22 protein-coding genes and 5 pseudogenes are annotated in these 26,619 nt (G+C 58.0%); 16 read left to right on the forward strand and 11 right to left on the reverse strand.

Annotation, left to right across the window (positions count from 1 at the left end):
- Positions 1 to 24 precede the first annotated feature (24 nt).
- Both ACF8EF_RS06185 and ACF8EF_RS06190 read right to left on the reverse strand, forming a co-directional pair.
- Entirely contained in the window at positions 25 to 231 is a 207-nt protein-coding gene (locus ACF8EF_RS06185; protein ID WP_176684162.1) for a hypothetical protein, read from the reverse strand.
- Between the two features lie 12 nt (positions 232 to 243).
- Positions 244 to 1,164 carry a LysR family transcriptional regulator gene (locus tag ACF8EF_RS06190; protein ID WP_176684194.1) on the reverse strand — a complete coding sequence of 307 codons (921 nt, stop codon included), beginning with the start codon at positions 1,162 to 1,164 and terminating at the stop codon, positions 244 to 246.
- A 102-nt stretch (positions 1,165 to 1,266) separates the two neighbouring features.
- Between ACF8EF_RS06190 and ACF8EF_RS06195 the strand changes: the two genes are divergently transcribed.
- The 5 genes and pseudogenes from ACF8EF_RS06195 to ACF8EF_RS06215 all read left to right on the forward strand — a co-directional run.
- Entirely contained in the window at positions 1,267 to 1,686 is a 420-nt protein-coding gene (locus ACF8EF_RS06195) for a hypothetical protein (RefSeq protein WP_176684195.1), read from the forward strand.
- Positions 1,687 to 1,699: 13 nt separating this feature from the next.
- The gene (locus ACF8EF_RS06200) at positions 1,700 to 2,797 is read left to right on the forward strand and encodes an alkene reductase (protein ID WP_392460690.1); all 1,098 of its coding nucleotides are present in this window, start codon (positions 1,700 to 1,702) and stop codon (positions 2,795 to 2,797) included.
- Between the two features lie 273 nt (positions 2,798 to 3,070).
- Complete coding sequence (locus tag ACF8EF_RS06205) at positions 3,071 to 3,250, forward strand: hypothetical protein (protein WP_392529027.1); 180 nt, start codon at positions 3,071 to 3,073, stop codon at positions 3,248 to 3,250.
- Positions 3,251 to 3,369: 119 nt separating this feature from the next.
- A complete protein-coding gene (locus ACF8EF_RS06210; RefSeq protein WP_392460691.1) occupies positions 3,370 to 3,549 on the forward strand; it encodes a hypothetical protein in 180 nt (59 codons plus the stop codon).
- A 401-nt stretch (positions 3,550 to 3,950) separates the two neighbouring features.
- A pseudogene (locus ACF8EF_RS06215) lies at positions 3,951 to 4,391 on the forward strand (IS66 family transposase); the annotation flags it as partial.
- A gap of 27 nt (positions 4,392 to 4,418) precedes the next feature.
- Here the strand turns inward: ACF8EF_RS06215 and ACF8EF_RS06220 are convergent.
- The 4 genes and pseudogenes from ACF8EF_RS06220 to ACF8EF_RS06235 all read right to left on the reverse strand — a co-directional run.
- A pseudogene (locus tag ACF8EF_RS06220) lies at positions 4,419 to 4,586 on the reverse strand (cysteine hydrolase); the annotation flags it as partial.
- A gap of 497 nt (positions 4,587 to 5,083) precedes the next feature.
- Positions 5,084 to 6,103, reverse strand: coding sequence for a zinc-binding alcohol dehydrogenase family protein (locus ACF8EF_RS06225; RefSeq protein WP_021782306.1), 1,020 nt, complete (start codon positions 6,101 to 6,103; stop codon positions 5,084 to 5,086).
- Positions 6,104 to 6,113: 10 nt separating this feature from the next.
- Positions 6,114 to 6,407, reverse strand: a complete 294-nt coding sequence (locus tag ACF8EF_RS06230) for a putative quinol monooxygenase (protein ID WP_021782307.1) — start codon at positions 6,405 to 6,407, stop codon at positions 6,114 to 6,116.
- Between the two features lie 563 nt (positions 6,408 to 6,970).
- The gene (locus ACF8EF_RS06235; protein ID WP_392460692.1) at positions 6,971 to 7,879 is read right to left on the reverse strand and encodes a LysR family transcriptional regulator; all 909 of its coding nucleotides are present in this window, start codon (positions 7,877 to 7,879) and stop codon (positions 6,971 to 6,973) included.
- Positions 7,880 to 8,000: 121 nt separating this feature from the next.
- On the opposite strand from ACF8EF_RS06235, the gene ACF8EF_RS06240 reads away from it, so the two are divergent.
- Together ACF8EF_RS06240 and ACF8EF_RS06245 are read left to right on the forward strand one after the other, a co-directional pair.
- Entirely contained in the window at positions 8,001 to 8,744 is a 744-nt protein-coding gene (locus ACF8EF_RS06240; RefSeq protein ID WP_284384097.1) for an SDR family oxidoreductase, read from the forward strand.
- A gap of 447 nt (positions 8,745 to 9,191) precedes the next feature.
- Positions 9,192 to 9,386 (forward strand): hypothetical protein, encoded by a 195-nt coding sequence (locus ACF8EF_RS06245; RefSeq protein WP_119687232.1) that lies wholly within the window; start codon positions 9,192 to 9,194, stop codon positions 9,384 to 9,386.
- A 167-nt stretch (positions 9,387 to 9,553) separates the two neighbouring features.
- On the opposite strand, the gene ACF8EF_RS06250 is transcribed toward ACF8EF_RS06245, so the two are convergent.
- Positions 9,554 to 11,770 (reverse strand): putative bifunctional diguanylate cyclase/phosphodiesterase, encoded by a 2,217-nt coding sequence (locus ACF8EF_RS06250; protein ID WP_392460693.1) that lies wholly within the window; start codon positions 11,768 to 11,770, stop codon positions 9,554 to 9,556.
- Positions 11,771 to 12,503: 733 nt separating this feature from the next.
- Between ACF8EF_RS06250 and clpK the strand changes: the two genes are divergently transcribed.
- From clpK to ACF8EF_RS06280, 6 genes are all read left to right on the forward strand, one after another.
- Complete coding sequence (clpK, locus tag ACF8EF_RS06255; RefSeq protein WP_392460694.1) at positions 12,504 to 15,275, forward strand: heat shock survival AAA family ATPase ClpK; 2,772 nt, start codon at positions 12,504 to 12,506, stop codon at positions 15,273 to 15,275.
- Positions 15,276 to 15,335: 60 nt separating this feature from the next.
- Entirely contained in the window at positions 15,336 to 15,806 is a 471-nt protein-coding gene (locus ACF8EF_RS06260; RefSeq protein WP_119687229.1) for a phosphate-starvation-inducible PsiE family protein, read from the forward strand.
- Between the two features lie 189 nt (positions 15,807 to 15,995).
- Entirely contained in the window at positions 15,996 to 16,451 is a 456-nt protein-coding gene (locus ACF8EF_RS06265; RefSeq protein WP_021782314.1) for an Hsp20/alpha crystallin family protein, read from the forward strand.
- Positions 16,452 to 16,478: 27 nt separating this feature from the next.
- The gene (locus ACF8EF_RS06270) at positions 16,479 to 16,850 is read left to right on the forward strand and encodes an Hsp20/alpha crystallin family protein (RefSeq protein ID WP_021782315.1); all 372 of its coding nucleotides are present in this window, start codon (positions 16,479 to 16,481) and stop codon (positions 16,848 to 16,850) included.
- A gap of 26 nt (positions 16,851 to 16,876) precedes the next feature.
- A complete protein-coding gene (locus ACF8EF_RS06275) occupies positions 16,877 to 17,380 on the forward strand; it encodes an Hsp20/alpha crystallin family protein (protein ID WP_103444534.1) in 504 nt (167 codons plus the stop codon).
- Positions 17,381 to 17,608: 228 nt separating this feature from the next.
- Positions 17,609 to 19,390, forward strand: coding sequence for a monovalent cation:proton antiporter-2 (CPA2) family protein (locus ACF8EF_RS06280; RefSeq protein ID WP_274138622.1), 1,782 nt, complete (start codon positions 17,609 to 17,611; stop codon positions 19,388 to 19,390).
- A gap of 149 nt (positions 19,391 to 19,539) precedes the next feature.
- Here ACF8EF_RS06280 and ACF8EF_RS06285 read toward each other — a convergent pair whose 3' ends face one another.
- Positions 19,540 to 20,412, reverse strand: coding sequence for a LysR family transcriptional regulator (locus tag ACF8EF_RS06285; protein ID WP_274138620.1), 873 nt, complete (start codon positions 20,410 to 20,412; stop codon positions 19,540 to 19,542).
- A gap of 220 nt (positions 20,413 to 20,632) precedes the next feature.
- Between ACF8EF_RS06285 and gloA the strand changes: the two genes are divergently transcribed.
- Both gloA and ACF8EF_RS06295 read left to right on the forward strand, forming a co-directional pair.
- On the forward strand, positions 20,633 to 21,028 hold the full coding sequence (gloA, locus tag ACF8EF_RS06290; protein WP_119687225.1) for a lactoylglutathione lyase: 396 nt from the start codon (positions 20,633 to 20,635) through the stop codon (positions 21,026 to 21,028).
- A gap of 470 nt (positions 21,029 to 21,498) precedes the next feature.
- Complete coding sequence (locus ACF8EF_RS06295) at positions 21,499 to 22,467, forward strand: LLM class oxidoreductase (RefSeq protein WP_274138617.1); 969 nt, start codon at positions 21,499 to 21,501, stop codon at positions 22,465 to 22,467.
- A 101-nt stretch (positions 22,468 to 22,568) separates the two neighbouring features.
- Here the strand turns inward: ACF8EF_RS06295 and ACF8EF_RS06300 are convergent, their stop codons facing one another.
- Positions 22,569 to 23,390, reverse strand: a complete 822-nt coding sequence (locus ACF8EF_RS06300; protein ID WP_241804392.1) for a CmcJ/NvfI family oxidoreductase — start codon at positions 23,388 to 23,390, stop codon at positions 22,569 to 22,571.
- 513 nt (positions 23,391 to 23,903) lie between these two features.
- Here ACF8EF_RS06300 and ACF8EF_RS06305 point away from each other — a divergent pair.
- Positions 23,904 to 24,128: pseudogene (locus ACF8EF_RS06305) on the forward strand (nitronate monooxygenase); the annotation flags it as partial.
- A gap of 489 nt (positions 24,129 to 24,617) precedes the next feature.
- Here the strand turns inward: ACF8EF_RS06305 and ACF8EF_RS06310 are convergent.
- Positions 24,618 to 24,829, reverse strand: a pseudogene (locus tag ACF8EF_RS06310) (integrase); the annotation flags it as partial.
- Between the two features lie 328 nt (positions 24,830 to 25,157).
- Positions 25,158 to 25,809: pseudogene (locus tag ACF8EF_RS06315) on the reverse strand (ATP-binding cassette domain-containing protein); the annotation flags it as partial.
- Positions 25,810 to 26,619: the final 810 nt, after the last annotated feature.

Consider the following 26,619-nt stretch of genomic DNA (forward strand, 5'->3'; position numbering starts at 1 on the left):
GAAGCAAAGCGTAGATTTTCCATCTCATGAGTCGCGCGGCATTCGTTGCGCATCATGCAACAGCTGAGCGACCTCCGTTACATCGGCCACGCTCTTGGCCAGAAGGACCTCGTACTCGGCCGTGAGGATCTTCGGCAGAATTACCAGCGATTGCGGATCGTCATCGAATGCCAGCAGGGTGTATGGCTTAGTGGGGCATCGTGACGACACCTGTTCAGACTTGATCGACATGCAGCCAACCATTCAGATGACGCAGATGTCCTGCGTACCGGCCAACGACGCGCAGCGTTCGCGTAGAAAGACCTGGAGGACCCTGACCCGCTCACTGACCTGAACCCTGTGCGGGCACATCAGGTAGACCGGCGCAGGCTCTCCCTGCCAGTCGGCGAACAAGGCACGTAACCGGCCGGCGCGCACATCCGTAGCGACATCGAGCCATGCCTTGTACACGACCCCGTGCCCGGCGAGCGCCCAGCGCCTGGCAACTTCGCCGTCGTCGCTGCGATAGTCACCGCGGACCTTGACCTCGCAGACCTCGTCACCACGCCTGAAACGCCAGTTATCGTAGGGACGCCCCTGGCGTTGGTAGACAATTGCAGAGTGCTCGGCCAGTGCCTGGGGCGAGGTTGGTTCACCCTGGCGGGCAAGGTAGGCGGGGCTGGCGCAGGCGACCCGATAATGCGCCTCCAGCACCGGCAGAGCCACCAGGGTGGAGTCGACCGGTACGCCGAAGCGCAGTGCGACATCCACCGGCTCGCCGAACAGGTTGTTGGGGCGGTCGTTGAGCAACAGATGCAATTGCAGGTGTGGGTGCGAGGCGCGCAATTCATCCAGCCAACCCAGCAGCACACTACGGCCAAAGTCCGAAGGTGCCGCCAGCTGCAACACGCCGGCCAGTCCATGCCCGGCCCCGCGAACCGCCCGTTCACCCTCGTCCAATACGGCCAGGGCATTCCTCGCCGCCTCCAGATAGCGCTCACCCTCCGGCGTCAGGCGTTGCTGTCGCGTCGAGCGGGCGAACAGGCGAACCCCAAGGCGCGACTCCAGGCGCTTGAGCGCGAGGCTGGCTGCCGCGGGGCTGATATCCAGTTCACGCGCTGCGGCCGAGAGGCTGCCAACTTCGGCGGCTTTAACCAGCACTTTCAACTCAGCCAGACCCTGCATTTGTAAGTTTTCCTTATAAGTCATGTGCCAACGGCGGTATTTATCGCACATTTCCAATAAATGATCATGTAGGCACCGATAGAGCACGACTAGGTATCGCCCATGTCTCTCGATTTCAAATTCGACCACATAGCCTTCAACATCGGCGCCGATGACCACTTGCCCGCGTCGCTGCAGACCTTGCTTGGGGTGCAATCCGGCCCGCGGCCACCGTTCCCGTTTCCAGGCCAATGGCTGTATCAGGACGACCATGCCCTGGCGCACCTGCTGCAATGCGACGGGCTCGAGGCGACCCGCTTCAGTCACCTGGCCTTGAGCACGTGTCAACCGGCAGCGGTGGTGATGAAGCAGGTCAAGGCCAGCGAGCTGCCTCACCAGGTCGCCATCATGCCCGAGCAGCGGACCTGCCAGATATTCATCAGCCTGACCGATGAGTTCATCCTCGAACTCGATTGCCCTCTCGGTGAAGACCCGATCGATTTTACCCATGACTACCAGCACAACAGTCAAGCCCCCGTCTAACCAGGAGCCACCCATGTCCAGCCCGCTGAAACTCTTCACTCCATACGAACTCGGCCCCCTCACGCTGGCCAACCGCATCGTCATGGCACCAATGACCCGCTCACGCAGCACACAGCCCGGAGACGTGGCCAATGCGATGATGGCGCATTATTACGCCCAACGCGCTAGCGCCGGGCTCATAATCAGCGAGGCGACGCAGATCAGCCCTCAGGGCAAGGGCTATAGCTTCACACCGGGCATCTACAGCGCCGAGCAAGTGGCAGGCTGGCGGCAGGTTACCGACGCCGTGCATGCCAAGGGTGGGCGTATGTTCCTGCAGTTGTGGCATGTAGGCCGGATGTCCCACGCCAGCTTCCACGCCGATCGCCAGCCGGTGGCGCCTTCGGCGCTGCGTGCCGACGCGCAGGTATGGGTGGTCGGTGAAGATGGGGTAGGGCGGATGGTCGATGTCAGCGAGCCACGCGTCCTGAGCAAGGAGGATATCCTGGCGGTGATTGAGGATTACCGCCTGGCCGCCCGGTATGCGCGCGAAGCGGGGTTCGATGGGGTCGAGATCCACGCAGGCAACGGCTACCTGATCGACCAGTTCCTGCGCACCACCTCGAACCTGCGCGATGACGAGTACGGCGGCAGCCGCGAAAACCGTATCCGATTCCTGATCGACGTCACGCGCGCGGTCGCGGGGGAGATCGGCGCGCAACGCACTGGTGTACGCCTGGCCCCCTATATCACCGCCCGTGGCATGAACTGCCCGGACGTGATCCCGACCATCCTCCAGGCCGCCCAGTCGCTCGACGCCCTGGGTGTTGCCTATCTGCACCTGGCCGAGGCGGATTGGGACGATGCACCGCAGATTCCCGAACCCTTCCGGTATCAACTGCGCCGTGAGTTCAGCGGCGCGATCATCGTGGCCGGGCGCTATACCTTGGCGCGCGGCCAGGCGCTGCTCGACGCCGGCCTGGTGGACCTGGTTGCCTTCGGCCGTCCCTTCGTCGCCAACCCGGACTTTCCCGCGCGGCTGCAGCATGACTGGCCCCTGGCCGAGTTCGAGGGCAGCCGACTGTTCGGCGGTGACGAGGTGGGTTACAGCGACTATCCGGAATATCAATAACGTGAACGGCTGAACCAAGGTGCCCGGGGCGACGAGGCGGCTCATTTTCACCCTGGCCATGGAAGTATTCATGACCAGGGTCGATCAATCTCGGGCGCCGGGCACGCCAGACTCGATAAGCGCCTTGTCGGTTTACAACTCGATGTTCTGGCGCGATGAGCCGCGTTTTCCGACGGCTCGCTTATTGGCATTACCCCCTATGGATCGGGTTCGCTCGATCATGTGTCGCTGCGTTGCGATGGATTGGAGCAAGTCCAGTCACGATTGCAATCCATGGGTATTGCGTTTCGTGAACGCGTCATTCCACAAATAGGCGAACACCAACTGTTTCTCGAGGACCCTAACGGCATAACCATCGAGATGATCTTCGACTACGTGCCGGGTCGTCGAATCGTTGGCCAGAGCATGTCGCACCTTGAGATAGAAACGCCTCACACCGTCAGCCCGGATTGACCACCGTTGGTGCGACAAGGATCTGCGGCCTACCTGCCTCCTGCTTGAGTTTTCCTCGGTATAGCGTCCAGGCGCGCCCTGCGCGTGCTTGACAATAACAACAGCACAAGGACCTCACCATGATCATGCTCGACACACCTGAATCGCGCCTGCAAGCTGCTGGCCTGACTTTGCCCAGCCCGGTATTCAAGGTGATTCCTGAAGACTCTCGAGATCGTTCGTTCTTCAGAGAGTCAGCAATAGTGGGCGGCCGATCACTGTCCAACCGTGCTGCGGACGCGCACTCTGTAGAGCACTGAATCAAAAAAAGGCTCAGTTTCAACATGAAAAACGGTATCAGATGGCCGCCGTTTGGCTGACGTTGCCTTGTCTCACTTCCTGTTGGTGAAAGTTGGTTGTATGCCTCGCTGCTTCCGCGGAGAAGGTCTTTGGTCAAGGTAATCAAGTGCATTGATCATCCACAGCAACTGCTGTTCTTCACTCACTGTATGATGCATTAAGTCCAAACGATGGACGTCGGTACCGCTGGTGATGTTTTGTTTACTCACCTTGATCAGCAGAAACGTCGGCTGCTTTCGAGGTCCTCGTTACTGCACGCGCTGGGCTATTATGCCGACGATACAAAGTATGCCTGCAGAAGGAAGTCTGGACGGTGAGAGATGGCCTAATGTCGTGCACGGAGCGCGGGTAGGCGAGGGCGTACCGGCAGGAGAAAATCTTTGGTCGCGCCGGACTGGCCATCGCTCGCTCGACCTTGGCCCAGTGGGTTGGGCAAACTGGCGTGCGACTCCAGCCACTGGTCGATGCACTGCGTGAAGCGGTGCTGAGCAAGGGCGTAATCCACGCCGATGAAACACCGGTGCAAATGCTTGCGCCGGGCGAGAAGAAAACCCACCGGGCCTATGTCTGGGCCTACAGCACGACGCCGTTTTCGGCGCTTAATGCGGTGGTTTACGACTTCAGCCCAAGCCGTGCCGGCGAACATGCAAGTAACTTCCTGGGCGACTGGAACGGCAAGCTGGTTTGCGATGATTTCGCTGGCTACAAAGCTGGTTTTGAACAAGGCATCACTGAAATCGGCTGCATGGCTCATGCCCGTCGCAAGTTTTTCGAACTGCACACGGCGAACAAAAGTCAGCTGAACGTGATAGCTGGAGGTGGGATTCTATTCATCATGCTTCACATGAAGGACAGGCCAGCCATTTGATCGCCAGTGCCGCAGAAGGCGCTGGATTACGGACAAATAGCCAGGGTGGCTTTTACCATTCCAAACAGGCTGATCGATAGCATCCTGAACATCGAGGATAATCAGGGGGATGCTAGGCGTGTCCTTCATGTGGGGGCGTCTCCTTACGATGGACGCTTAGTGTGCTGCAACGTATTCCGGTCAACAAGCAGCGCAGTCTCGCTAGGGTACCGGTGCTGACAAAGAGGCCACTAAGGAGGGGCTGATACCCCGTCAGTGGACTCCGGCCCAGCTCACGCAAGGTGAGTTGGGCGGACGCTTACGTTCCTCAAAGTTTTTGGCGAGAGCTACCAGAAGCTTGTGGCGAAGCCTTCATTGGTCGAAGGCATTGATTTGGAAGTCCCAGTTGATCTAATCGGATTGCCGAGCATGGACCTGGCTCCAGCCAACCGCGACCACCGCTGGGCCTTTATCGGTCCCTCTGGGGATCGAGTGGAGGTTCCTCACTCTCCACGTTTTGTCACTGCTGACCTAGACGCCCTAAACCGAGCCGCAGTCCAAGGCGTAGGTATCGTACAGATGCCTGAGGTTCGAGGGACGAGTTCAAGGTAACTGGACAGGGGTATAAGCTGTTTTAATCAACTCCCTCAAAAGCCTTCCAGCACGACTTTCCCCTTCGCCTTTCCGCTTTCCAGCAGAGCATGGGCACGACGAAGATTTTCTGCGCTGATGGGCCCATAGTTTTCGCCAACTGTGGTGCGCAAGTTACCCGCATCAATCCGCCGCGCAACTTCGTTAAGGATGTTGCGCTGCTCCTGCATGTCCTCTGTTTCGTAGAGCGAGCGGGTGTACATAAGCTCCCAGTGCAACGACAGGCTCTTGCGCTTCAGCGGCACGGCGTCAAGGGTGGCCGGATCATCTATCAGGCCCAGCTTGCCTTGAGGTTTCAGTGACTCGATGATTTGTTCGTAGTGCCTATCGGTCTGGGTCAGGCTTGCGACATGGCTGACCTGCGCTATACCGATGCGCTTTAGTTCTTCACTAAGTGGCTTGGTATGGTCGATGACATGATGCGCACCAAGCTCGGTAACCCAGGCCTGGGTTTCAGGGCGCGAAGCCGTACTAATGATCGTCAACCCTGTTAGCTGACGCGCCAGTTGAATTAGAATTGAACCTACCCCGCCTGCAGCGCCAATGATCAGCAGTGTTTCTCCTCGGTCGGTGGGATCCCGTGCAATACCTAGGCGATCAAAGAGTAATTCCCAAGCGGTCAGGGAAGTGAGTGGCAATGCCGCAGCTTGGCCGAATTCCAGCGACTGTGGCATTGAACCGACGATACGCTCATCCACCAGTTGCAGCTCACTGTTGCTCCCCGGGCGGATCAGTGATCCCGCGTACCAGACTCTGTCACCGGGTTTAAAAAACGTCACGTCGCTGCCGACCGACTTGACCACCCCGGCAGCGTCCCAGCCGAGGATCCGCGGCTGGCTTTCGTCCGCATGCGGCACATAGCCCTGCCGTACCTTGGTATCGACAGGATTGACCGACACGGCCTTTACCTCTACTAGCAAGTCGCGCGGCCCTGGCACTGGCTCGGGTATATCGATCTCCACCAAGGCGTCGGGATGTTCAATAGGCAGACATTTAAAGTGTGCAATGGCTTTCATTCGAAGCTCCTCAGGACATGCGATGCATTTTCGTGATCGAAAATTTTTCAGCAGCACGTTCGATGAGCGGGAGCGCTGCTCGAAAATGTGTTGTCGCTTCGTGAGCCGTTAGCGCCGCCTCGTCCCGCCACTGCTCGATCATGTGGAAAGTGCGCGCCTGCTCGGCATCACGGTGCAAGTCATACTGGATACAGTCCACTTCGCCCCGGCTTGAACCCTGCAGGGCCCGCAGCGTCTGCTCGAGCTCGGCTTCGAAGCCTGCCTTTGCGACCAAAGTGGCAATCAGTGTTAAAGGGGTGTTCATCAAACCTCCGGCCGATATGCATAAAAAAAATGGGACCTCGCTAACCGACACGTCTGAATAGAGGCCGTGCGGCCCGAAACTGCTCTCCAGGTGACGGCCTGACAATCAATATTGATCTCGAAGGCCGTGCGAGCGTCCTCACCCGGCGAGAGCACTTGTAGCGTTAAAACCAGTAGATCGGGCAAGTCCAGGTCACACGCTCCCTGCCCCCAACTCATGAGCGGCGAAATTGGACCAATCAGGATTGCCGAGATATGCCCGGCCAATAATCTCCAGGTCCGGTTGCAGTCCTTAAGCGCGTCTTCGCTGACGCTCAGCGTGCGTAGGTCCCTAGCCGAGGCTATTCAACCCATACCATCGGTAGCTTCGCGTCGTGAAACCTAGGCCTTGAGGGCTTTCTATACAACGATGTTGAGCCCGAAACTGACGCTGAGCAAGTCCAATCCACCATCCTTGAAACGACGTGTCCGGTCGACAGTCAATTTTCTCCGAGGGCTTATAATTCGAAAATTCGATAATATTCGAAATATAAGCGTAGTGCAAACTCGAGCGTCCCTTCGAACTCAGCGATTGGTCCGCGCAAAAGCACGCGGATCAGAGAAACAGTTAACCAGGTGGTCGTATATCAGCCTCACTCGCGGTGCCACTGGCCCTGATTGAGGACGGTACATGATCAGTTCGGAAGGCGGCGGCGCTTCCTGTTGCATGACCTCGACCAGGCGCCCTTCAGACAGGTAGGGTTCTGCCAAGTAATCGGGCATTTGCCCAAAGGCGATTCCGGCCATAACGATCTCTCGCTCGGTTTCCGGGTCATCGCAGCTGAAGGCAGGGGAGGTAGGCAGAAACGTTCGCCCCTCGGCAAGCACCCACGGCCAGGGGCGACCGTTTTTTCGATCAATCAGCATGGACAGCGGCAAGCGTTTCAGTTCTTCGATGCTGCCAGGGCGGTGCACGGTGGCGAGGAGTGACGGGGCCGCAACGATTTTCAGGCTGACATGGGCCACTGTTCTAGCGATATAGCGCCTATCACGCACCGCGCCGACACGAATACCGATGTCGATCTTGTTGGCCACCGCGTCGGTGAGTTGGTCATCCAGGCTCAGGTCGATGCTCAGGCCCGGGTTTTCCCGTATCAGCGGTTTCAGAAATTCGACCAGATACAGCTTGCCAATGGCGTGTGGGGCCGTGATGCCGACAACGCCTTTAGCCTCCTGTTTGCTGTGGGTGATAAACAACTGATCCACCCGGTCCAAGGTTTCCTGGGCCTGCAAGGCGAGTTTGGCACCAAAAGCGGTGACATGAACCTGCCGTGTGCTGCGGTGGAACAACAGCTCACCCAGCGTACTCTCCAGTTCCTTGATGGCACGTGTCACCGTCTGCGGTGAGGTGCCGAGGCGGGTGGCTGCATCGCGGAACGTGGTCGATTGTGCGGCCACTGTGAATATCCGAATCAGTTCCATGCGATTAGGCATAGCCCTCAACTCCCGTTCCAGAAAATGGAATTCTCAAATCCTAACACTTCCATTCTCTGACGAATAAAACCAGCGCAGACTGCAGTCTCCATCCCGACAGGTCTCAACAGGAGCGCTGAATATGAGTAAGAACATCCAGGATAAGGTGGTCGTCATCACGGGTGCGAGTAGCGGTCTAGGCGAAGCAACGGCGCGTCATCTGGCGGCGCTCGGCGCCCTTGTGGTGCTTGGCGCCAGGCGCCAGGACCGTCTGGACGCGATTGTCGCGGAGATCGCCACTGCAGGCGGCAAGGCGATTGCCCATCCGACCGATGTGACACGCAAGGAGGACTTGTCTGCGCTGGTTGCCAAGGCAGTCGAGGTATTCGGTCGCATCGATGTAATGATCAACAACGCAGGGTTGATGGCGATCTCTCCGATTTCGCAACTGCGCACCGACGAGTGGGATCGTATGATCGATATCAACATCAAGGGCGTATTGTATGGCATCGCGGCCGCATTGCCGTTTTTCGAACAACAGGCAAGCGGTCACTTCATCAACATTTCTTCGGTCGCCGGCATCAAAGTATTCAGCCCCGGTGGATCGGTTTACAGCGGCACCAAGTACGCGGTGCGCGCCATTTCCGATGGCCTGCGTCATGAAGTCGGCGCGAATATTCGCACGACGACTATCGAACCGGGCGCAGTGGATTCCGAACTGAAGTTCGGCAGCGGGCACCAGCCGAGCGCCGAGGTCGTTGGCGAATTTTACAAGAAGGCCATCCCGGCTGACTCGGTTGCACGGGCCATCGCTTATGCGATCGAGCAACCTGCAGATGTCGACATCAACGAGATTGTTCTGCGTCCGACTGCGCAAGACTTCTGACATTTGTCCTGTGCCGTCTGCGCCTGATCCACAGGCATGGACCCAAGCGATCAGGCTCTGGCGCTAAGAAATGGTTAACTCAGCCTATCCAGGCTGAAACTCTCGGCATACCGAACGTCAATATCCAGCGCGCCAACACCACCATGTCCGAGCTGATTGATTGAGCTTCCAAAGGCGAGTCGTTCCTGATTCTGGGGTTCGGCAGACGGCTCTGCCCGCCTAATGTACCCAACTGATCATATCGGACCCTGTTGCGAATGAAGCCACCTAAAGTTGCAGACTGGTTGCTACGGAGGGCGGCGGTGTAGTGGCAATAAGCCCGGTGTGAATCATCGTGCAATCGGTGGTGTTCGATACAGGAAGCCGAGGCCCCATGGTGCTGCCAATGATGGGCATCGCTCACAAAGCAGCACGAAGATATCAACCCGGCGGGCTGAGGAAATAACCATGGCAATGTTGGTTTTTGACGGTTCGGAAGACTCCGTCGTCGAAGCCCGTATTCTGGTCGAGGCGCTGAATGAATGGTTGGCGGAACAGCAGCCCAGTTGCCCGTTAAGATCCGTTCATGTGCAATTTTGCTATCGGCTCGATGGCACGCTGGATTCTGTATTGACCGTTATAACAGACGTGGCCGTGGACTAATGACAGCATGGAATGGACGGCCGCTTGGTGCTGGTACGTCCTTGACCGCAGATTCAGCAGGTTTTTGCTGTTGGTCGCCCGGTAGACCAGATCTGCTCGACGTTCGTCGCCGAAGGCTGAAAACGGTGTATGAGTGGAGTCGGTCTTTTGGTTTTTAAGTAAATCTGTTAACTATAGGTTCTCTGATCGGCCAAGAAAACCCTGAGCGCCTCATGCGACATGGGTCTAGCAAAGTGATATCCCTGGAAAATATCGCATCGACCACGTTTCAGGAAGTCCACCTGAGCCGCAGTTTCCACGCCTTCCGCGACCACTGACAGGCTGAGGTGATGGGCCATGGAAATAATGCCTTGAGTGATTGCTGCATCGTTTGGGTTCGTCGAGATATCCTGGATGAAGGAGCGATCAATCTTGATTTTTTCGATGGGCAAGCACTTGAGATAACTGAGGCTGGAAAAACCCGTGCCGAAATCATCCAGCGCAATGCGTACACCCAAGTCTTTAAGGCGGTGCAAGGTTTCAATCGCGAGTTCAACGTTATGCAGCAGGAGCGACTCAGTTATCTCCAACTCCAATTGCCCTGCGCCAAGCTCGTGCTTGCTCAGCACTGCCTGGATACATTCAACGAACTGACCGCGCTGGAAATGCATCGGCGAAATATTTACGGCCATCGAGAGTCCGTCGAAGCCCTGATCACATAGGTTGCGCAACTGCGCGCACGCCGTATCAAGCACCCAAAGGCTCAGAGGGATAATTTGTCCACTGTCCTCTGCCACCGGTACAAACACCGCTGGAGAAATGAATCCTTTGATCGGATGTGTCCAACGCAACAACGCTTCGATCCCGACAACCCGACTCGTGCAGGCTTCTATTTGCGGTTGATAATGCAGACTGAACGATTGAGTTTCGATAGCCTTCTGTAGGTCATTGCGTAGGCTTCTGTGCTCGCAGACTCGATGGTTAAGATCGCTGGTGTACCACTGAAAGTTGTTTCTGCCTTGTTGCTTGGCTTTGTACATGGCCATGTCAGCCTGCTGGATCAGCTGCATCGGCTGTTCGATGTGACCATCGCTTGGCGTAATACCGATACTTGCACTCACGTGCAGGTCAATGCCCTGGATACAGTAGGGTTTGCCAATGCTTGCCAGCAGTCGCTCGGCCACCGGCACAACGTCTTCGTCACGAAGCAGGTCCGTCAGCAGAACGACAAACTCATCGCCGCCCATGCGCACGACGGCATCAGCCGGACGGACCTGCTGGGTCATGCGCTGTGCCACCTCGATCAGCACCTGATCGCCGAAGCAGTGCCCGATGGAGTCGTTGATGGATTTGAATCCATCCAGGTCGATGTACATGACCGCCAGTTGACGCTTACGTTGACGGCTGCTGCGACACTCCAGGACAAGCCGGTCTTCCAGAGACAGGCGGTTAAGCAAACCGGTCAGCCCGTCATGGCTGGCACTGATACTCAGCTGGCGCTCGTAATGCTTCTGCTCGCTGATATCCCGGGCGATGCCAAATACCCCGACGATCTCGCCATTTACCATGATTGGCAGGTTGGCGATATCCATGATCAACTGCTTGTCGTCGCTCTCGTCGCGCACCCTCGCCTCGAATCGCTGCGGTTCACCGGCGCGGGCTGCGGAAAAATGCTGATTCACTCGCGGCAGGTCTTCTTCGAACACGAGGTGAGAGAAATGATGACCGACAAGATCAGTTGCCGCGCCAGCTTTAAGCTTCAGGCCAGCCGGGTTCACACTCTGGATGTTGCCCGCCATGTCAAGGGCAAAAACCGGGTTGGGGTTATAGGTAAACAATGAGCGAAACCGTTGTTCACTTTCCTCCAGGCGTTGGCCGTCACGCTCATTCCGGATCGCAATGGCAGCCAGTTGCGCCGCGCAGGTCAACCTTTGGATCTGCATCTCGCTTGGCGCAATCGCCTGGTCTTGGTACAGCGCAAATGTCCCGAGAACGGAGCCCTGATGGGAGAGTAATGGCAACGACCAGCAAGAGCGCAGATTGTAGCCTAGCGCCAGACTGCGAAAACGCTCCCAGCTCGGATCCCTGGCTATGTCTGCCGTCACCACCAGCTCGCGCCGGTATGCCGCTGTGCCACACGTGCCTTCCTGAGGGCCGATGGGCATGCCATGGACCGCCTCGCTGTATGCCGGCGGCAGGCCAGGCGCGGCACCTTTGAGCAAATGCTTGCCTTGCGCATCGGTGAGCAGTATCGAACACAACGTCCCGGGATCCTGAGCGTCGATCATCAAGCAGATGGCGGTGAGGATGTCGTGCAGTTGATGATTGGTCGCGATCATACCGAGTATGTCGCGCTGAGACTCGGGAAGCGCAATGCTGGGATAGCTCGTGCAGAAGGTATTCATGGGGATTCCTGAGTACTTGCGAGGCCTTCCGGTTCCCTGAGCGTCTGCAGAAGTGAGTGCCTGGGCGCAGTCCGATCGCACCCCTATAGCGACATCTTATAAAGCAGTGGGCCTGCCACGAAAAAGACTCAGGTGACCGATAAAAGAACGTATCAGATGGGGCGCATGCGGCTTAATTCGGCTTGCAGCGGCCTGACCGCGGCCCGCTGATTCTCTGAGCAAACCGCAGATACTTCTTGACTTCCGGGCTACCAGGCGCAGACTCTAGCGAGTATTGCAAAAGTTCCCCTGGGCTGGCCGCATTTGTTTGCGGCGCTCGCCCTCCCGCGCTTACTTGCCAGGCATGCTGAAGCCGGCGCTGGACATCACGGATGCAATGCTGGCTTTCCTTCGAATTGCCCGGTCTCAAGGAAAGAACATCCCGATCACGCCCGACTGCTACGAGAGCAGCAGAAGTGCGCCTTCCCTCGTGCCAAACGCTACAACGGCTTTTGCCCGTGACGCTTGAACCGGCCTGACGATGCCGATCAGATTTTGGTCAAGCGCCCATTCGACAATGGGCTGCTGACGATCATCCTCGACGAGCGCGAAACGCGTGCATTGAATCACAGCCGTTCGATTCCGAATTGAAGCTGACTCGGAGATTCCATAGCCGTCGTCACGAAGGCCACCAGCAGACGAGGAGCTGCGGCAGGCTCCACTTCGTCGCCTCAATGATTCAAGGAGCGCCCGCATGGCCAGCAAACAGTGCCAAGTCTGTGGCCAACCCGCCACGACACGGGTGGAAGCCAAGGTCAATGGTCGCCACAGCACAATGCTGTTGTGTGATGATCACTATCGCCAATTGGTGCGCCAGCAAAAGCGCACCCTTTCCCCACTGGAGGCCCTTTTCGGCTCGCGCAGCGGTTTGTTTGAAGATTTCATGGGCAGCGATTTCTTCCGCAACGGAGAAGACTCAGTATCCGTTGCCGCGGGTGCCGATGATGTGGCCGAAGCGTCGTCTGGCGAACCTGCCCCCGCAGGGGGTGGCACGCCGCGGCGTCGCGGCAGCGGACTGGCCAGCCGCATCAGCGAACACTCTGAGGCCCTGTTGCAGGAAGCGGCCAAGCGTGCCACGGAGTTCGGTCGGTCCGAAGTCGATACCGAACACCTGCTGCTGGCCCTCGCCGACAGCGACGTGGTGAAGACCATCCTCAGCCAGTTCAAGATCAACGTCGAGGACCTCAAACGCCAGATCGAGGCCGAAGCCAAGCGCGGCGACAAACCGTTTGAAGGAGAAATCGGCGTGTCGCCTCGTGTGAAGGATGCGCTCAGTCGCGCCTTCGTCGCCTCGAATGAATTAGGCCACGCTTACGTCGGGCCCGAGCACCTCCTGATCGGGCTAGCAGAAGAGGGCGAAGGGCTGGCCGCCAACTTGCTGCGCCGCTATGGCCTCACGCCGCAGGCCCTGCGCCAGCGGGTAAACAAGGTGGTTGGCAAAGGCGCGGAGGATGGCCGCGCCGAGGCGCCGACGAATACGCCGGAGCTCGACAAGTATTCGCGCGATCTCACCAAGATGGCGCGCGAGGGCAAGCTGGACCCGGTAATCGGACGCGCGCAGGAAATCGAAACCACCATCGAGGTGCTGGCACGGCGCAAGAAGAACAACCCCGTATTGATCGGCGAGCCTGGCGTGGGCAAGACGGCCATCGTCGAGGGATTGGCACAGCGTATGGTGGCCGGCGAGGTGCCCGAGACGCTGCGTGACAAGCGCCTGGTAGAGCTGAACATCAATTCCATGGTGGCCGGGGCGAAGTACCGGGGCGAGTTTGAGGAACGGGTGCACAAGGTGCTCAAGGAAATCTCCGAGCACCAAGGCGAGCTGATTCTCTTCATCGACGAGGTGCACACCATTGTGGGTGCAGGCCAAGGCGGTGGAGAAGGCGGTCTGGACGTCGCCAACGTCTTCAAACCGATGATGGCGCGCGGCGAGCTGAACCTGATCGGCGCGACCACGCTCAACGAGTACCAGAAGTACATCGAGCAGGACGCTGCGCTGGAGCGGCGCTTCCAGCCGGTCATGGTGCCCGAGCCAACGGTGGCGCAGACCATCATGATCCTGCGCGGCCTGCGCGATACCTTTGAAGCGCACCACAAGGTCAGCATCACCGAAGACGCGATCATTGCTGCCGCCGAACTGTCCGACCGCTACGTCACCGCGCGCTTCCTGCCGGACAAGGCCATCGACTTGCTCGATCAGGCTGCCGCCCGCGTGAAGCTATCGGCGACGGCCCGCCCGGTTGCGGTGCAGGAAATGGAATCCGAACTGCACCAGTTGCGCCGGGAGCAGAACTACGCGGCTTCCCGCAAGCAATATGACAATGCGGCGCAGATCAGCAAGCGCATCGAAGCCAAGGAGGCCGAACTCAAGGAGCGCGTCGCGGACTGGGAGCGCGAGCGCGGTTCGGGCAGCGCCGAAGTCAAGGCGGAGCACGTTGCGCAGATCGTCTCGCGGCTGACCGGTATCCCGGTGAATGAGCTGACGGTGGAGGAGCGCGAGAAACTGCTGCACCTGGAGCAGCGGCTGCATGAGCGCCTGGTGGGGCAGGACGAGGCGGTACGCGCTGTGGCGGATGCGGTGCGGCTGTCGCGCGCGGGTCTGCGCGAAGGCAGTAAGCCCGTGGCCACGTTTCTGTTCCTGGGTTCCACTGGCGTCGGCAAGACTGAGCTCGCCAAGGCGCTGGCGGAATCCATCTACGGCGACGAGGGGGCCCTGTTGCGCATCGACATGTCGGAGTATGGCGAGCGCCATTCCGTGGCTCGGCTGGTGGGCGCGCCCCCCGGCTACGTCGGTTATGACGAGGGTGGCCAGCTTACCGAAAAGGTCCGTCGCAAGCCCTATAGCGTACTGCTGCTCGACGAGATCGAGAAGGCCCACCCCGACGTCTACAACATCCTGCTGCAGGTGTTCGACGACGGGCGACTTACCGACGGCAAGGGGCGTGTGGTGGACTTCACCAACACCATCATCATCGCCACGTCCAACCTGGGCTCCGACATCATTCAGCGGCAGCTGAAGGCGCCCGGAGCGGCGGGTGAGGAGTACGAGAAGACCAAGGCCGAGGTGATGGACGTGCTGCGCGGACACTTCCGCCCCGAGTTCCTCAACCGTATCGACGAGATCATCGTCTTCCATGCCCTGGGCAAGCAGGAGATCCGCCACATCGTCGGCCTGCAACTCCAGCGCGTGGCCCGCAATGCCGCGAGCCAGGGCGTGACGCTGACGTTCGACGAGACGCTGGTCGATCACTTTGCGCAAGAGGGCTACAAACCAGAATTCGGTGCCCGCGAGCTCAAGAGACTGATCCGCAGCGAGCTGGAGACAGCACTGGCACGTGAAATGCTCGGCGGCGGCATTGGCAAGGGTGATCACGCCCATGCGCACTGGGACGACAAGGCGGAGCGGGTCGGGTTCGACCGGCGGCAACTCGCGCCGGCCAAAGAGTCCGACAATGAAAATGCGTGAAGCGCTGGCCGAAGGCTGCGGTTTCTCGTTGCAATGATCTTGCCGCTGAAGAGGTGAGGCATGAAGGACAGCAATGAGCCCGAGACCACACGCATGCGACTGCGTCGCGAGTGGGCGGTGTTGACGTTTTACGAGCGTTTCGAGCAGATCGTCGCCCACATTCTTTCGCTGGTGATCGCGGTGGTTATCGTGGTGTCGCTGGTGCAGCTGATCCAGATAGTCTTCAGCCTGCTCATCATCGAAGCGTTCAATCCGCTGGATCACCGGATCTTCCAGCATGTGTTCGGTATGGTCATGACGCTGCTGATCGCGATGGAATTCAAGCATTCCATCGTGCGCGTTGTCTTGCGCCGTGACAGCATCATTCAGGTCAAGACGGTCCTGTTGATCGGGTTGATCGCGCTGTCCCGCAAGATCGTGATCCTTGATCCCGATGTCAGCCCGGCCAAAGTCGCGGCGCTCGCTGGCGCCACCCTGGCCCTGGGGCTGACCTATTGGCTGTTGCGTGAGCGCGATGATCGAGCTGCCTAGGCTCTGTGTGAATGGCGCTAAGGCAAAGATAGAACGAGAAAAAGAGCGCGGATGTGTAATTCCATATCCGTTCAAACCGGGGCTTGAAAACCTCGAAATCGCTCACATAATTTCGTCGTCAGGGGCCGGAGCCCGGTGCTTCGTGCCTCCTGTTCGAGATCATTTCAGTCAGCTTGAAGGAGGATTGTCATGTACGAGTCCCTTCTTAATCTGTCGAGCGATCCCATTGCCGAGTTCGAGAGGCTGCAGCGCGAACTGCAACATGTGCTGGGAACGGGTCTGGGGCGCCCAGGCAGTATTCGTGCCTTGGCCAGTGGTGCTTTTCCTGCCATCAATGTCGCGAGCACGCCGTCCAGCCTGGAGGTCTATGCTTTCGTTCCCGGCGTCGACCCGAGCGACCTCGATCTGCAGATTCACCGAGGGTTACTGTCGATTTCCGGTGAGCGCCGGCCGGCGCGCAGCGCACAGGAGGGCAATTGCTCGGTGTACGCCAACGAGCGTTTTTCCGGGCGGTTCAAGCGTACCGTGAGCCTCAATGATCAGGTCGATACCGACAAGGTCGAAGCTCACTGTTGCGACGGTGTTCTGCGCATTTCGCTACCGCGGCGCGAAGCGCTGCAGCCCAAGCGCATAGCCATTCAGTAACAGCAACGGTTTGAAGGAGGAATCACCATGAACGACAAGCAAGCGGTCGTGCGCGGCGAAACTGAAACCCAAACACTGCTGCCGCGTGTCGATGTATTTGAAGACGAAAACGGAATCCAACTGTTTGCGGACCTACCGGGCGTGCCCAAGGACCATCTCGTGGTCAATGTGGACGGTGACACGCTTGTGCTGGAAGGGGAGATCATGCCGCAGTTGAGCGAACAGTTGGAGGCCGTCTACGCTGAGGTCCAGCTGTCGCGATTCAGGCGAGCCTTCACCTTGAGCTCCGAGCTGGACACGACCAGGATCGACGCTGAGCTACGGGACGGCGTGCTGAACGTGCGCGTTCCCAAACATGCACATGCCCAGCCGCGCAAGATCGTCGTGAAAAGCGAGTAGGGCCTTGAGCGTGTGGAGGACGACCCATGGACAAACTAGCTGAACTCAAACATGGCCTGGAGGAAACCTGGCATTCGCTGGGCGAGGGCTGGCGTCAACTTCGCGATCGCACCAGCGAGGCCCTGACGCGCTTCACGCCAGTCAACCGGAGCAGGAACGTCTCGGAGGATGCTACTTCAGCACCGGCACTTGCCTCGAACTGGGGATTGCTGGCCGGCGATCTTTACGAGGATGGCGACCAGGTCGTCATTCGCCTCGAGGTGCCCGGAATGGTGAAGGAGGACCTGAATCTGGAAGTGCGGGGCGATGCCTTGATCATTCGCGGTGAAAAACGCATCGAGCAGGAGCAGGGCAATGGGCGTTATCGCGTCCGGCAGTGCACCTTCGGCAGTTTCCGCCGCGCCTTCCAGCTTCCCGCTCCGGTCATTGCCGAGAAGGCCAGAGCCATATGCAGTAACGGTGTGCTGCGTGTCGAACTGCCCAAGGAAGAGCGTGCGCGTGGCCGGCGCATCGAGGTTCGCTCGGGTTGATACTACCACTGCATGTTCTTTGCGCAGACAAGGTACAACCCTCGTCACCTGAACTACCTGCCCGCGAAAGCCTCGCGGGCGGCCAGTTCTTCGGTTGATCAACGGGAAGAACGGTAGCCGCCCCCCTGCAATGGACATTGCACTTCTCTGTCGAGCTGAGACGCCCAGCGATAACTCATCCGGATTTTTTCCCAAAACCGGTCCTGCCAAGGACTGAAGGTCGAGACTATGTCCGCTGAAGGCAACGCAGGACTTTTGTTGGGTGTTATCACTTTGCTCACCGCCGCCGTGGTGGCCGTGCCGCTGCTCAAGCGCATTGGGTTCGGCTCAGTGATGGGCTACCTGTTGGCAGGGATGCTGATCGGACCCTTCGGGCTGCAACTGATCAATGACCCCCACACCATCATTGATGTGGGCGAGTTGGGTGTGGTGATGTTTCTTTTCGTGATTGGCCTGGAGCTCAAACCCTCGCATCTATGGGACCTGCGCGGGCAGATCTTTGGGCTGGGCAGCCTGCAGGTGGTGATCTGTGCCGTTCTGCTCACCGTCGTCGGCAAGGCCTTTGGTTTCCCTTGGCAGGTGTCATTCGTCTGCGCGGCCGGTTTTGTGCTCACATCCACGGCGATTGTCATGCAGATTCTCTCAGAGCGGGGTGACTTGACCGAGCCGAGGGGCCAACGCATCGTCTCCATTCTGCTGTTTGAAGACCTGTTGATAGTGCCGTTGCTGGCGGCGGTGGCATTTCTGGCACCTACTGCATCGGTGCCCGAACCCAGCTCCCCCCTGTGGCAGCGCATGGCGACCGCAGCGCTGTCCCTGAGCGCACTGGTGGTCATCGGGTTGTGGTTGCTCAACCCTCTGTTTCGGGTATTGGCCCAAGCCAGGGCGCGCGAGGTGATGACTGCTGCCGCGCTGCTGGTGGTGCTGGGAGCAGCGCTGCTGATGGAAATCGGCGGCCTGTCAATGGCGATGGGCGCGTTCGTTGCCGGTGTGCTGCTGTCGGAGTCCACCTTCCGCCACCAGCTTGAGGCTGACATAGAACCGTTTCGCGGGTTGTTGCTGGGACTGTTTTTCCTCGGCGTCGGCATGGCGCTGGATCTGCACGTGGTGGCCGCGAACTGGCTGCTGATCACCTCTGGCGTGCTGGCGCTGATGATGGTCAAGGCGCTGTGTATCTATGGGGTCGCGCGCCTCGCGAAAAGCCAGCATGGTGATGCGCTGGACCGCGCCGTGCTGATGGCGCAGGGTGGTGAATTTGCGTTCGTGCTGTTTGCCGAAGCGCTGAAACTCAAGGTCGTCAGTCCCGAAATCAACGCCAACATGACGGCTATCGTGGTGTTGTCCATGGCCGTTACGCCGGTCAACCTTCTGTTGTACAAGCGCTTCGCGCGGCACCGGGCGGTTTCCATGGACGGTGTGGAGCCGGCACAGAATCTCCAAGGCCATATCCTGATCATAGGGTTTGGTCGTGTCGGCCAGATCGCTTGCCAGGCACCACTCGCTCATGGCGCCAAGCTTTCGATCATCGATATGGACCCGGAGGTGATCCGCGCCGTCGAGCCTTATGGTTTCAAGGTCTATTACGGTGATGGTGCCCGGCACGACCTGTTGCATGCTGCCGGGGCCCATCACGCCCGTACCATCATTGTGTGCGTGAATGACAAGAAGGCCGCGACACGCATCGTCGAAAGCACGCGGCACTATTGCCCGCAGGTAAAGGTGCTGGTGCGCGCCTTTGACCGCGAGCATGCGTTGGAGCTGGTCAAGCACGACGCCGACTACATCGTGCGGGAAACCTTTGAATCCGCCTTGCTGCTTGGCCACCAGGCCGTGCTGACCCTGGGGGCCTCAGCGCACGAAGCCGACGCGGTGACCGACGAGGTGCGCACCCGCGATGCTGAACGTTTTGCCCTGGAAACATCCGGGGGTCTATTTGCCGGGCGAGCGTTGGTCCTGGGAAATATCGAGCGCATTGATCCGCCGAAGCCTGAAGCACGGGATGCTCATTGAGCATGAAAACCTGACGGCAATACGCACACTCACGCTATCGCAGGCACGCACACAACTGCGGGCGGTTATTTTCTGCCGCTTCGTGGGCGATGTGTAGTTTCCTGGATGGCGAGACAGATTAAATCTTCATGGGATGCGGGGATTGCACATTAAACATTGCCCTTGCCCTGGTGATTATCAATGGCCTCGATGAAATTCTTGATCAACGGCGACTGCTGATTTTTTCGCCAGACGAAATAGATATCGCTTGAATCCAGGCGCGGCACATGATCGGCCTGAAAGGTATCTGCCTGGCTCGCGAAACGGTCGATATAACTCTCTGGCACGCAAGCAAAGCCAATTTCCTGTGCGATGCAGGCAAAAATACTGGGATACGATTCGATTTCCAGTATCGCCCGAGGCTGGATGCCGCTGCGTTCTAGCCAGTTATCGACCTGTTGCCTGTAGTGACACGTGCGACCGAATACATACAGTTCGAGCCCAGCCAGGTCTTCCGGGGTGGGCGAGGAAAAGGCCTTCGGTACAACTCTCAACAAGCGCTCACGGAACGCTAAGCGGCTTTCAAGCAAAGGATGCTCGATGGGGCCATCAGTGAGGATCAAATCAAGCTCGCCATCCATCAACAGCCGCTCCAGGAGTAGCGAGTGCTCCGGACGGATGTGCAGTTCTACCCCAGGCGCCTCAAGGCGGTACCGTACCAGAAGCGGAGGGAGATGATTGGCAAGCGCTACGTCAAGCGCCCCAACGCGAAGCACGCCATGCATGGAATCGGTTGAAAACAGCGAGCGTGTTTCAGCTGCCAGGTCGAGGAGCTGTTTGGCTTTGCGGTAGACCAGCCTACCTTCGGGGGTGACAAGTAACCGGTTATTTTCGCGGTTGAACAAGACGACGCCGAGCTGAGTTTCTAGTTCTCGCAGTCTTGCTGTGATGTTCGAGGGCACGCAATGCAGCTGTGCAGCTGCTGCGGCTATCGTACCGTGCTCTACGACAGCGCAAAAAAAACCAAGCTGTGAAAGCTTCAAGATGCTCTCCTTTTGTGATGGCATAGCTCACATCTGATCACTTTTAGTGATGTGTGTGTCAGCTTAACATTGCCTGGGAAAACGCATCCAATCACCTCGACAGCCTGGCCTCATGGGCTTGCGGTGGTAGGGCCTGGATGCACGAACTTTCGTCGTCGTCGGGGAAAGCCTTCTAGGAAATGTTGGCCTTGCGAAGGGCTGAAGCTGCAGCGGAGAATCGATGCGCATACTACATACCATGCTACGTGTGGTGGATCTGGATAAAACCATTCACTTCTACACTAAAGTGCTCGGCATGAGCCTCTTGAGACGCAAAGACTATCCGGAGGGCAAATTCACCCTTGCTTTCCTCGGATATGGCCTGGAGGCAGAAACTGCTGTTCTGGAGCTGACGCGAAATTGGGGACAAGATAGCTATGAGATTGGCGATGCTTACGGGCATGTAGCTATCGAGGTTGAGGATGCAGAAGCTGTGTGCAGCCGTGCTGCTATCATGGGATATCGTGTTCCTCGACCAGCAGGTGTCATGAAACATGGACGCACAATAATCGCGTTCATTGAAGATCCCAACGGGTACAAGGTCGAGCTGATACAAAAAGGCACGCAATTCGACTGATCAAGCGAGGGAAGGCGCGAGGCAGGGCCTGGAGTGGCGAAAGTGCTTTTGTGCTCTTTACCGAAGCTCGGTCTTCAAGGCCCTGAACTCATCATAGCTGTTGGCCGTACAGGTCGGATTGCTTGTCAGGCGCCGCTCGCACAGGGAGCTAAACTTTAGAATATCGATGTAAATCCGCAACTGATTCGCACCGTGGAGCCCTCTGGTCTCAAGGTCCATCACGGTGATGGTGACCGCTCTGACACATTGAGCGGTTCATACACGATGCCGACTACCTAGGGCGGGAAACCTTTAATCCGCACTGTAGCTCGACCGTCAAGCCGTGCTGACGCTGGGCGCGTTGGGGGTCGAAACCGACGCGGTGCGCATACGCGATACCTAACGAAGTGGCGAAGGTGTCCGTTGTCATAGGACAAACCCAGGTTTCTTTCAGCACCCTCATCCAGGTTCTGATGTAAGTAGGAGGGCGCATGTTCACTCCGAGTTCCATTCCCTATCAGCGACAACCGGGCTTTCAGCGCACTTACCGTCAAGGTCGGTTGAGCCTGGGCCTTTTCCTCCCCCTCGAAGCCTTTAGCGGTGATATGCCGAGTATGGCTGGCCAGGTGAGCCTGGCCCAAAGAGCCGAAAAGCTAGGTTTCGCTGCCCTTTGGTTTCGCGATGTACCGTTACGTGACCCTAGTTTCGGTGATACCGGTCAGGTCTTCGATCCTTGGGTCTACCTGGGTTTCATGGCGGCACACACGCATTCGATTGCGCTGGGTACCGCCTCGGTCATCCTGCCAATCCGCAACCCTCTTCACACCGCGAAGGCGGCCACCAGTGTAGATCAACTCAGTGGTGGCCGCCTGTTATTAGGCGTGGCTTCCGGGGACCGACCTGTAGAGTTTCCCGCATTCGGTGTAGATCCGGAGCAGCGTGACAGAATGTTCCGCGAATACCTAGAGGTATTTCGCCAGGTTCAGCGCAGCAGTTTCGTGCCTTTGACCTGGTCCGGCGGCACGCTTGAGGGCTGCGATCTGATTCCCAAGCCGACCACAGCGGAAATTCCATTCTTCGTCACCGGTCATAGCCGCCAGACGCTGGATTGGATTGCCCGCTGCAGTCATGGCTGGATCAGTTATCCGCGTGCGCCGAAGACTCAGCAACTGATTGTCGAGAACTGGCGCACTGCAGTGCGTACCGAATGTGGTGAGCTGTTCAAACCCTTCACCCAGTCGCTATACATCGACCTGACGGACAACTCGCAGATACCCCCTCGACCGATCCACCTCGGCTATCAATTAGGGCGATATCATCTGATCTCACTGCTGCAACACTTACAGGAGATCGGCGTCAACCATGTGATCATCAACTTGAAGTACGGGCAACGCCCCGCTGGCGAGGTACTCGAGGAGCTCGGTCAGTTCGTTCTGCCTGACTTCATCCTGTCTACGTGAGGCGGCACGGGGCACGAATGCTACGCCCCGAGCTTTCTATCCGGTCACCGCGCCGGGCGCGAGACGGCGATATGGCCGCCGCCACACCCGGTGACCAATACCTAGTGAAAGAAGGCCAGGGTACGAACTTCGATACTTTCGCGTGGCGGGGCTCCCGGCGGCGTATGGGGGAGCTGGAAGGCGGCATGGGGGGTGAAGCGGGCACGGCCGTCGTGACGCGAGTCATAACCCTTGATCAGCAAGACTTCGTCACGGCGCATCTCCGGAAAATAGTACCAGCGCTGGTGAGTATTGTAGGCGAGGTGATAAATTTCCCCGATGCGATCCGGATAGACCAAGTCGGTAGCCAGCAGATCATTGGGGTCGAGCGTCGAGGCGTCCAGCACCGCCAACGGCGAGCGCTTGACAGGGCCGCTTATCGGGCGCCAGACGTTGATCTGAGCGACTGACATCGCTGCCATTGCGGCGGCTTGTTCCGCGCCCAGTACTTCCCGGATACGCTCAGGCCCCGAGTGTTCGGTGTAGTCATTGTGCACACGGCTGGCTGGGCCGCGAAAATCCCGCCGTTCGGCGTCACTGCGCCTGGTGTGGTCGAAGATCACGACCCGGCTCGCGCCCGTCAATTGCTTGATCAAGGCCTTTATCTCGTCATAGTAGACCTTTACTACCGAGGTATCGTCGTAGAGATCGTCTACCACCGTCTCTCGCCGGTGGAGTTCAAACCCCTGCTTGTCCAGTGAAAGGCTGTCGGCTAACGGACGTCCGTTTTGTATCTTGACTTCGCGCTCCTCCTGCTCGGCAAAGTAGTGAGCCTCACTGTCACCGGTCAAAGCCTCGGTATGTATATAGGGCTTTGCATTTTGCCTGACCAGGTAGGTGAGTTTCGTGAGAACGCTATCGGGCATATCAATTGTGCATTTCAAGTAATACCTCCCGTTCTGCTGGCCGTACTCGGCGTGGTGGCGCTGTGGCGGCGATGTGGCTGGCATGTAGGCTCGCTCTCAATCATATGCCCTCGAACAGACGCATTAAATGCCCTCCAGGCGCAAGCCCTCCAAGAGTGACAAGTGGCTATCCACAACTTTGCTGTCAGCAGGAGAAAGCTTGGAATCTGCAAGAGGCGGATACTTGCCCAGGCCTTCCCCCGTTTCGTGAGTCGAAAGGATGGCACCACTGCTGTTCACGTACATGCCGTGTAGCATGACCTGCGTGTCTGCGGCGGAAGCTTCGTTAGCACCCATTTTCAATGGTTTGCCCAATTGACAGCGCGTGTTCCAGTCAGGTGCGTGCTGATTAGCCCCGGCCCTGCAAATGGTGGATCTCACCATGAACGACATATGCCGCCATGGGGGGGCCGTCGAGCACCAGCAGGTCGGCCTGCTTACCTGGCTCGAGCGTGCAGACTGGTATGGGTGCCAGCGGCGCAGTAGATCACTGGGGCAGGGATCAAAGCTGCAATGGCGCTCGGCGCCTGCGGTGCGCAGCTTGGCACAGCCTTTATCCTCTGCCCTGAGACATCCGCAAACGCTGCCTACCGGGAAGCAATGAAAAGCCATCGCGCCTATCACACCCAGGTTACCAGTGTGATTTCTGGGCGACCTGCCCGGGGCATGGTCAATCGGAACTTCACGGATCTACCTTCGGATCACGCCTCTATACCGGCATAGGCATCACTTTCGAATCCTTATCGAGGCGAGATAAATGAACTGCTTAACAAGGGACTATAGTGGCATATTGCTCTGCTGACCCGCCAGAGCGAAGAAGAAGCCCAGACGAACCGGACCTGTGGCATTAGAACGGGGCTGCCTAATGGATGCCATACCAGACTGGGGGAACAGGGCACACGTGGTTTCCCGATGACACGTCATCCTCTCTCTCGAATTCTGCTGGAAGCGGGGAGCGGTGCAGTTTGGTGCGAGAGTCTAGGCAAAGTGAAAAAAATCTCAGGGTAAGTGAAAAGCCACGGGCTGGGCACCAGCCGAGCTGGGTGACAGCCTATTTTTTTGACTTATTAAACTTGTCACTATCGAAAATCAGGTTCCCCATGACCTCACATGCTGGTGTTCAGCTAGGTCGGCGATCTACTCTCGTGAGCAAGGCGGGTAGGGCAGGGGCTAGTATCAAGAAGTCATCTCAGCAATTGACACGGGATCGACAATAAACTGCACGGCAACCTCGGCGGTAGCGCGCCGTCGCCGAGGAGTCGACGATAACGCAACTGCAGCCACGCGGGCCAGTAGGTGAGGGCAGTCTGGAAACTGGGCACGGTGTTGGCTGCGGTGGCGGCCGCAATGAATGCCTCGGCCGCGGCGCGGGTGCTGTCGGCTAGATCCGCCAGCACCAACGGCTGGGAGGAGGGCATTTGTACCGGCTCTGTCAATTTCATCTCGCTCAACGCTGCACTAGGTTCGGATAACCTGTGCTTATCAGACCTAATATAGCGAAGAGGTCGGCATGACGATATTCAATCGTGAAGGGCAGCGATGGCAGCTATCGACCCAGGCTGTGTGAAAACCTCCGGACCGATGTGGCTGTTCAAAAACATCCTAGAAATCGCGCGTCTACGCAAAATCTGGGTCTGGCTGAGCCGCCATCTCTTTCCAGATTTCACATACAGCGCGATCATCGAAAAGCAGCGGGGGGCACACAGCCTGGCCCCATTGGTGATGAGTGCTAGTGCGCTCAATTGTTCATGCGAGAGATGTACTGACCCGAGCGCAGATCTTTGTCGGGCGTTCAGGCAGCACAGCGGCTTGCAATTGCTTCCCGGCCGGATGCTCGAACGACAAATCGCCGCGCACGGTGCAGTCCTCGACAATGCTTCCTGCGTCCAGCACCACAACCCGCTGGCAGAAGTAGTGCACCAGGCTCAGATCGTGGTTGATCAGCACGAAGGCGGTCCCCTTGTCGCGACGCAGCGCTTGGAGCCGTTGTAACAGTTGCAGTTGCAGTTGCAGTTGCAGTTGCAGCACACGATCCAGATTCGAAAGCGCTTCGTCGAGTACCACCAGCTTTGGCGAGATCGCCAGTGCTCGGGCGATGTTGGCACGTTGCAACTGACCACCGCTGAGCTGTTGCGGCATGCTCGGCGCCCAGCCCCATCTGCTTCAGCAGCTCCACTACCCGTGCGTGGCGGGCTGTCTCATTAAAGGCGCTCAGGTGACGCAGGGGCTTGGCGATACTTCAGCCGATGCTGCGCTGCGGGTTGAATGCGCCCGGCGCGTCCTGGAACACCAACTGCACGGTACGCTGGAAGGCCCGTGCCTGTTCGCCGCGCAGCTGATTGACGGGCTGTCCGGCGAAGGTCACCAGCCCTTGGCTAGGGGTTTCCAGCCCGAGCAGCTCCAGTCCGCTGTGAATGAAACCCTGGAGTTTTCACGGGCGTTTAGCGGAGGCAAGACCAGATATGTGGTGATCGCGGGAACTCTGCCAAAAAACAAAGCTCCACTGACGGCCCTTGAGAGATACAAGGGAACTGTAAGTCAAATTCAGATCGTGGATTTTACTGCGCTATTAGAGGGTCTGAGGCGCCTTACCTCAAAGACGGGGCAGCCAGCCTGACGCTATGAAACGATCAGTTGAAGTAATCATTAGCACTAAGAGTTCGTAGGTGAAGTAAAGGTTAGGCTTGGTATGAGACCGGGAAGTAAAGATCGTTCAGCGCATAGATTGATGCGACCCCAAGCTGGTGAGGCTATAATTTGAGCTGCCGAGATCTACATCGGGCCGTTTGAAGATGATCATAAGCTTTATCACAAGCAATGAGGGGGGCTAATGAGCGTTTTGGAACTTAAGATGAGTCTTAGCCTTCTGAAAAGGCGGGAGCAGCGGACAGCTGAAGTGATCGCTAGACATCGCGTATTTAGGGCGTAAACGCTAGGGAGAGACCTTTTTGTACAAAGATTCACTTCAGCGTACTCCAGTCACAGGGGACATTCCCGAAGACAAATAAACAAGGCGGATTCATCAAAGACCATAATTTAACATAATATGCATTATGGGCAACTTCATGCAGGGCTATCTGGGCCGTGGATGGACAGATTTGAAGCCAGGACAGCGACCTCAGCATGGTCACCCTGATCATAAACGATCACAGCGTCATGCAATCGGACAGCGACTACGATGAGCTACGTTACAACAAACTCAGCTCTG

This window comes from Pseudomonas sp. zjy_15, from assembly GCF_043101865.1.
Classification (GTDB): Bacteria; Pseudomonadota; Gammaproteobacteria; order Pseudomonadales; family Pseudomonadaceae; genus Aquipseudomonas; species Aquipseudomonas putida_Y.

Bases quoted from the DNA above. Each gene is read 5' to 3' on its own strand.
- ACF8EF_RS06270 (WP_021782315.1), top strand. From the start codon at position 16,479: ATGAACGACAAGCAAGCGGTCGTGCGCGGCGAAACTGAAACCCAAACA.
- ACF8EF_RS06190 (WP_176684194.1), bottom strand. From the start codon at position 1,164: ATGCAGGGTCTGGCTGAGTTGAAAGTGCTGGTTAAAGCCGCCGAAGTT.
- ACF8EF_RS06240 (WP_284384097.1), top strand. From the start codon at position 8,001: ATGAGTAAGAACATCCAGGATAAGGTGGTCGTCATCACGGGTGCGAGT.
- ACF8EF_RS06195 (WP_176684195.1), top strand. From the start codon at position 1,267: ATGTCTCTCGATTTCAAATTCGACCACATAGCCTTCAACATCGGCGCC.
- ACF8EF_RS06245 (WP_119687232.1), top strand. From the start codon at position 9,192: ATGGCAATGTTGGTTTTTGACGGTTCGGAAGACTCCGTCGTCGAAGCC.
- ACF8EF_RS06200 (WP_392460690.1), top strand. From the start codon at position 1,700: ATGTCCAGCCCGCTGAAACTCTTCACTCCATACGAACTCGGCCCCCTC.
- ACF8EF_RS06275 (WP_103444534.1), top strand. From the start codon at position 16,877: ATGGACAAACTAGCTGAACTCAAACATGGCCTGGAGGAAACCTGGCAT.
- ACF8EF_RS06225 (WP_021782306.1), bottom strand. From the start codon at position 6,103: ATGAAAGCCATTGCACACTTTAAATGTCTGCCTATTGAACATCCCGAC.
- ACF8EF_RS06260 (WP_119687229.1), top strand. From the start codon at position 15,336: ATGAAGGACAGCAATGAGCCCGAGACCACACGCATGCGACTGCGTCGC.
- ACF8EF_RS06280 (WP_274138622.1), top strand. From the start codon at position 17,609: ATGTCCGCTGAAGGCAACGCAGGACTTTTGTTGGGTGTTATCACTTTG.
- ACF8EF_RS06265 (WP_021782314.1), top strand. From the start codon at position 15,996: ATGTACGAGTCCCTTCTTAATCTGTCGAGCGATCCCATTGCCGAGTTC.
- ACF8EF_RS06210 (WP_392460691.1), top strand. From the start codon at position 3,370: ATGATCATGCTCGACACACCTGAATCGCGCCTGCAAGCTGCTGGCCTG.
- ACF8EF_RS06230 (WP_021782307.1), bottom strand. From the start codon at position 6,407: ATGAACACCCCTTTAACACTGATTGCCACTTTGGTCGCAAAGGCAGGC.
- ACF8EF_RS06235 (WP_392460692.1), bottom strand. From the start codon at position 7,879: ATGCCTAATCGCATGGAACTGATTCGGATATTCACAGTGGCCGCACAA.
- clpK (WP_392460694.1), top strand. From the start codon at position 12,504: ATGGCCAGCAAACAGTGCCAAGTCTGTGGCCAACCCGCCACGACACGG.
- ACF8EF_RS06250 (WP_392460693.1), bottom strand. From the start codon at position 11,770: ATGAATACCTTCTGCACGAGCTATCCCAGCATTGCGCTTCCCGAGTCT.
- ACF8EF_RS06295 (WP_274138617.1), top strand. From the start codon at position 21,499: ATGTTCACTCCGAGTTCCATTCCCTATCAGCGACAACCGGGCTTTCAG.
- ACF8EF_RS06185 (WP_176684162.1), bottom strand. From the start codon at position 231: ATGTCGATCAAGTCTGAACAGGTGTCGTCACGATGCCCCACTAAGCCA.
- ACF8EF_RS06205 (WP_392529027.1), top strand. From the start codon at position 3,071: ATGGGTATTGCGTTTCGTGAACGCGTCATTCCACAAATAGGCGAACAC.
- gloA (WP_119687225.1), top strand. From the start codon at position 20,633: ATGCGCATACTACATACCATGCTACGTGTGGTGGATCTGGATAAAACC.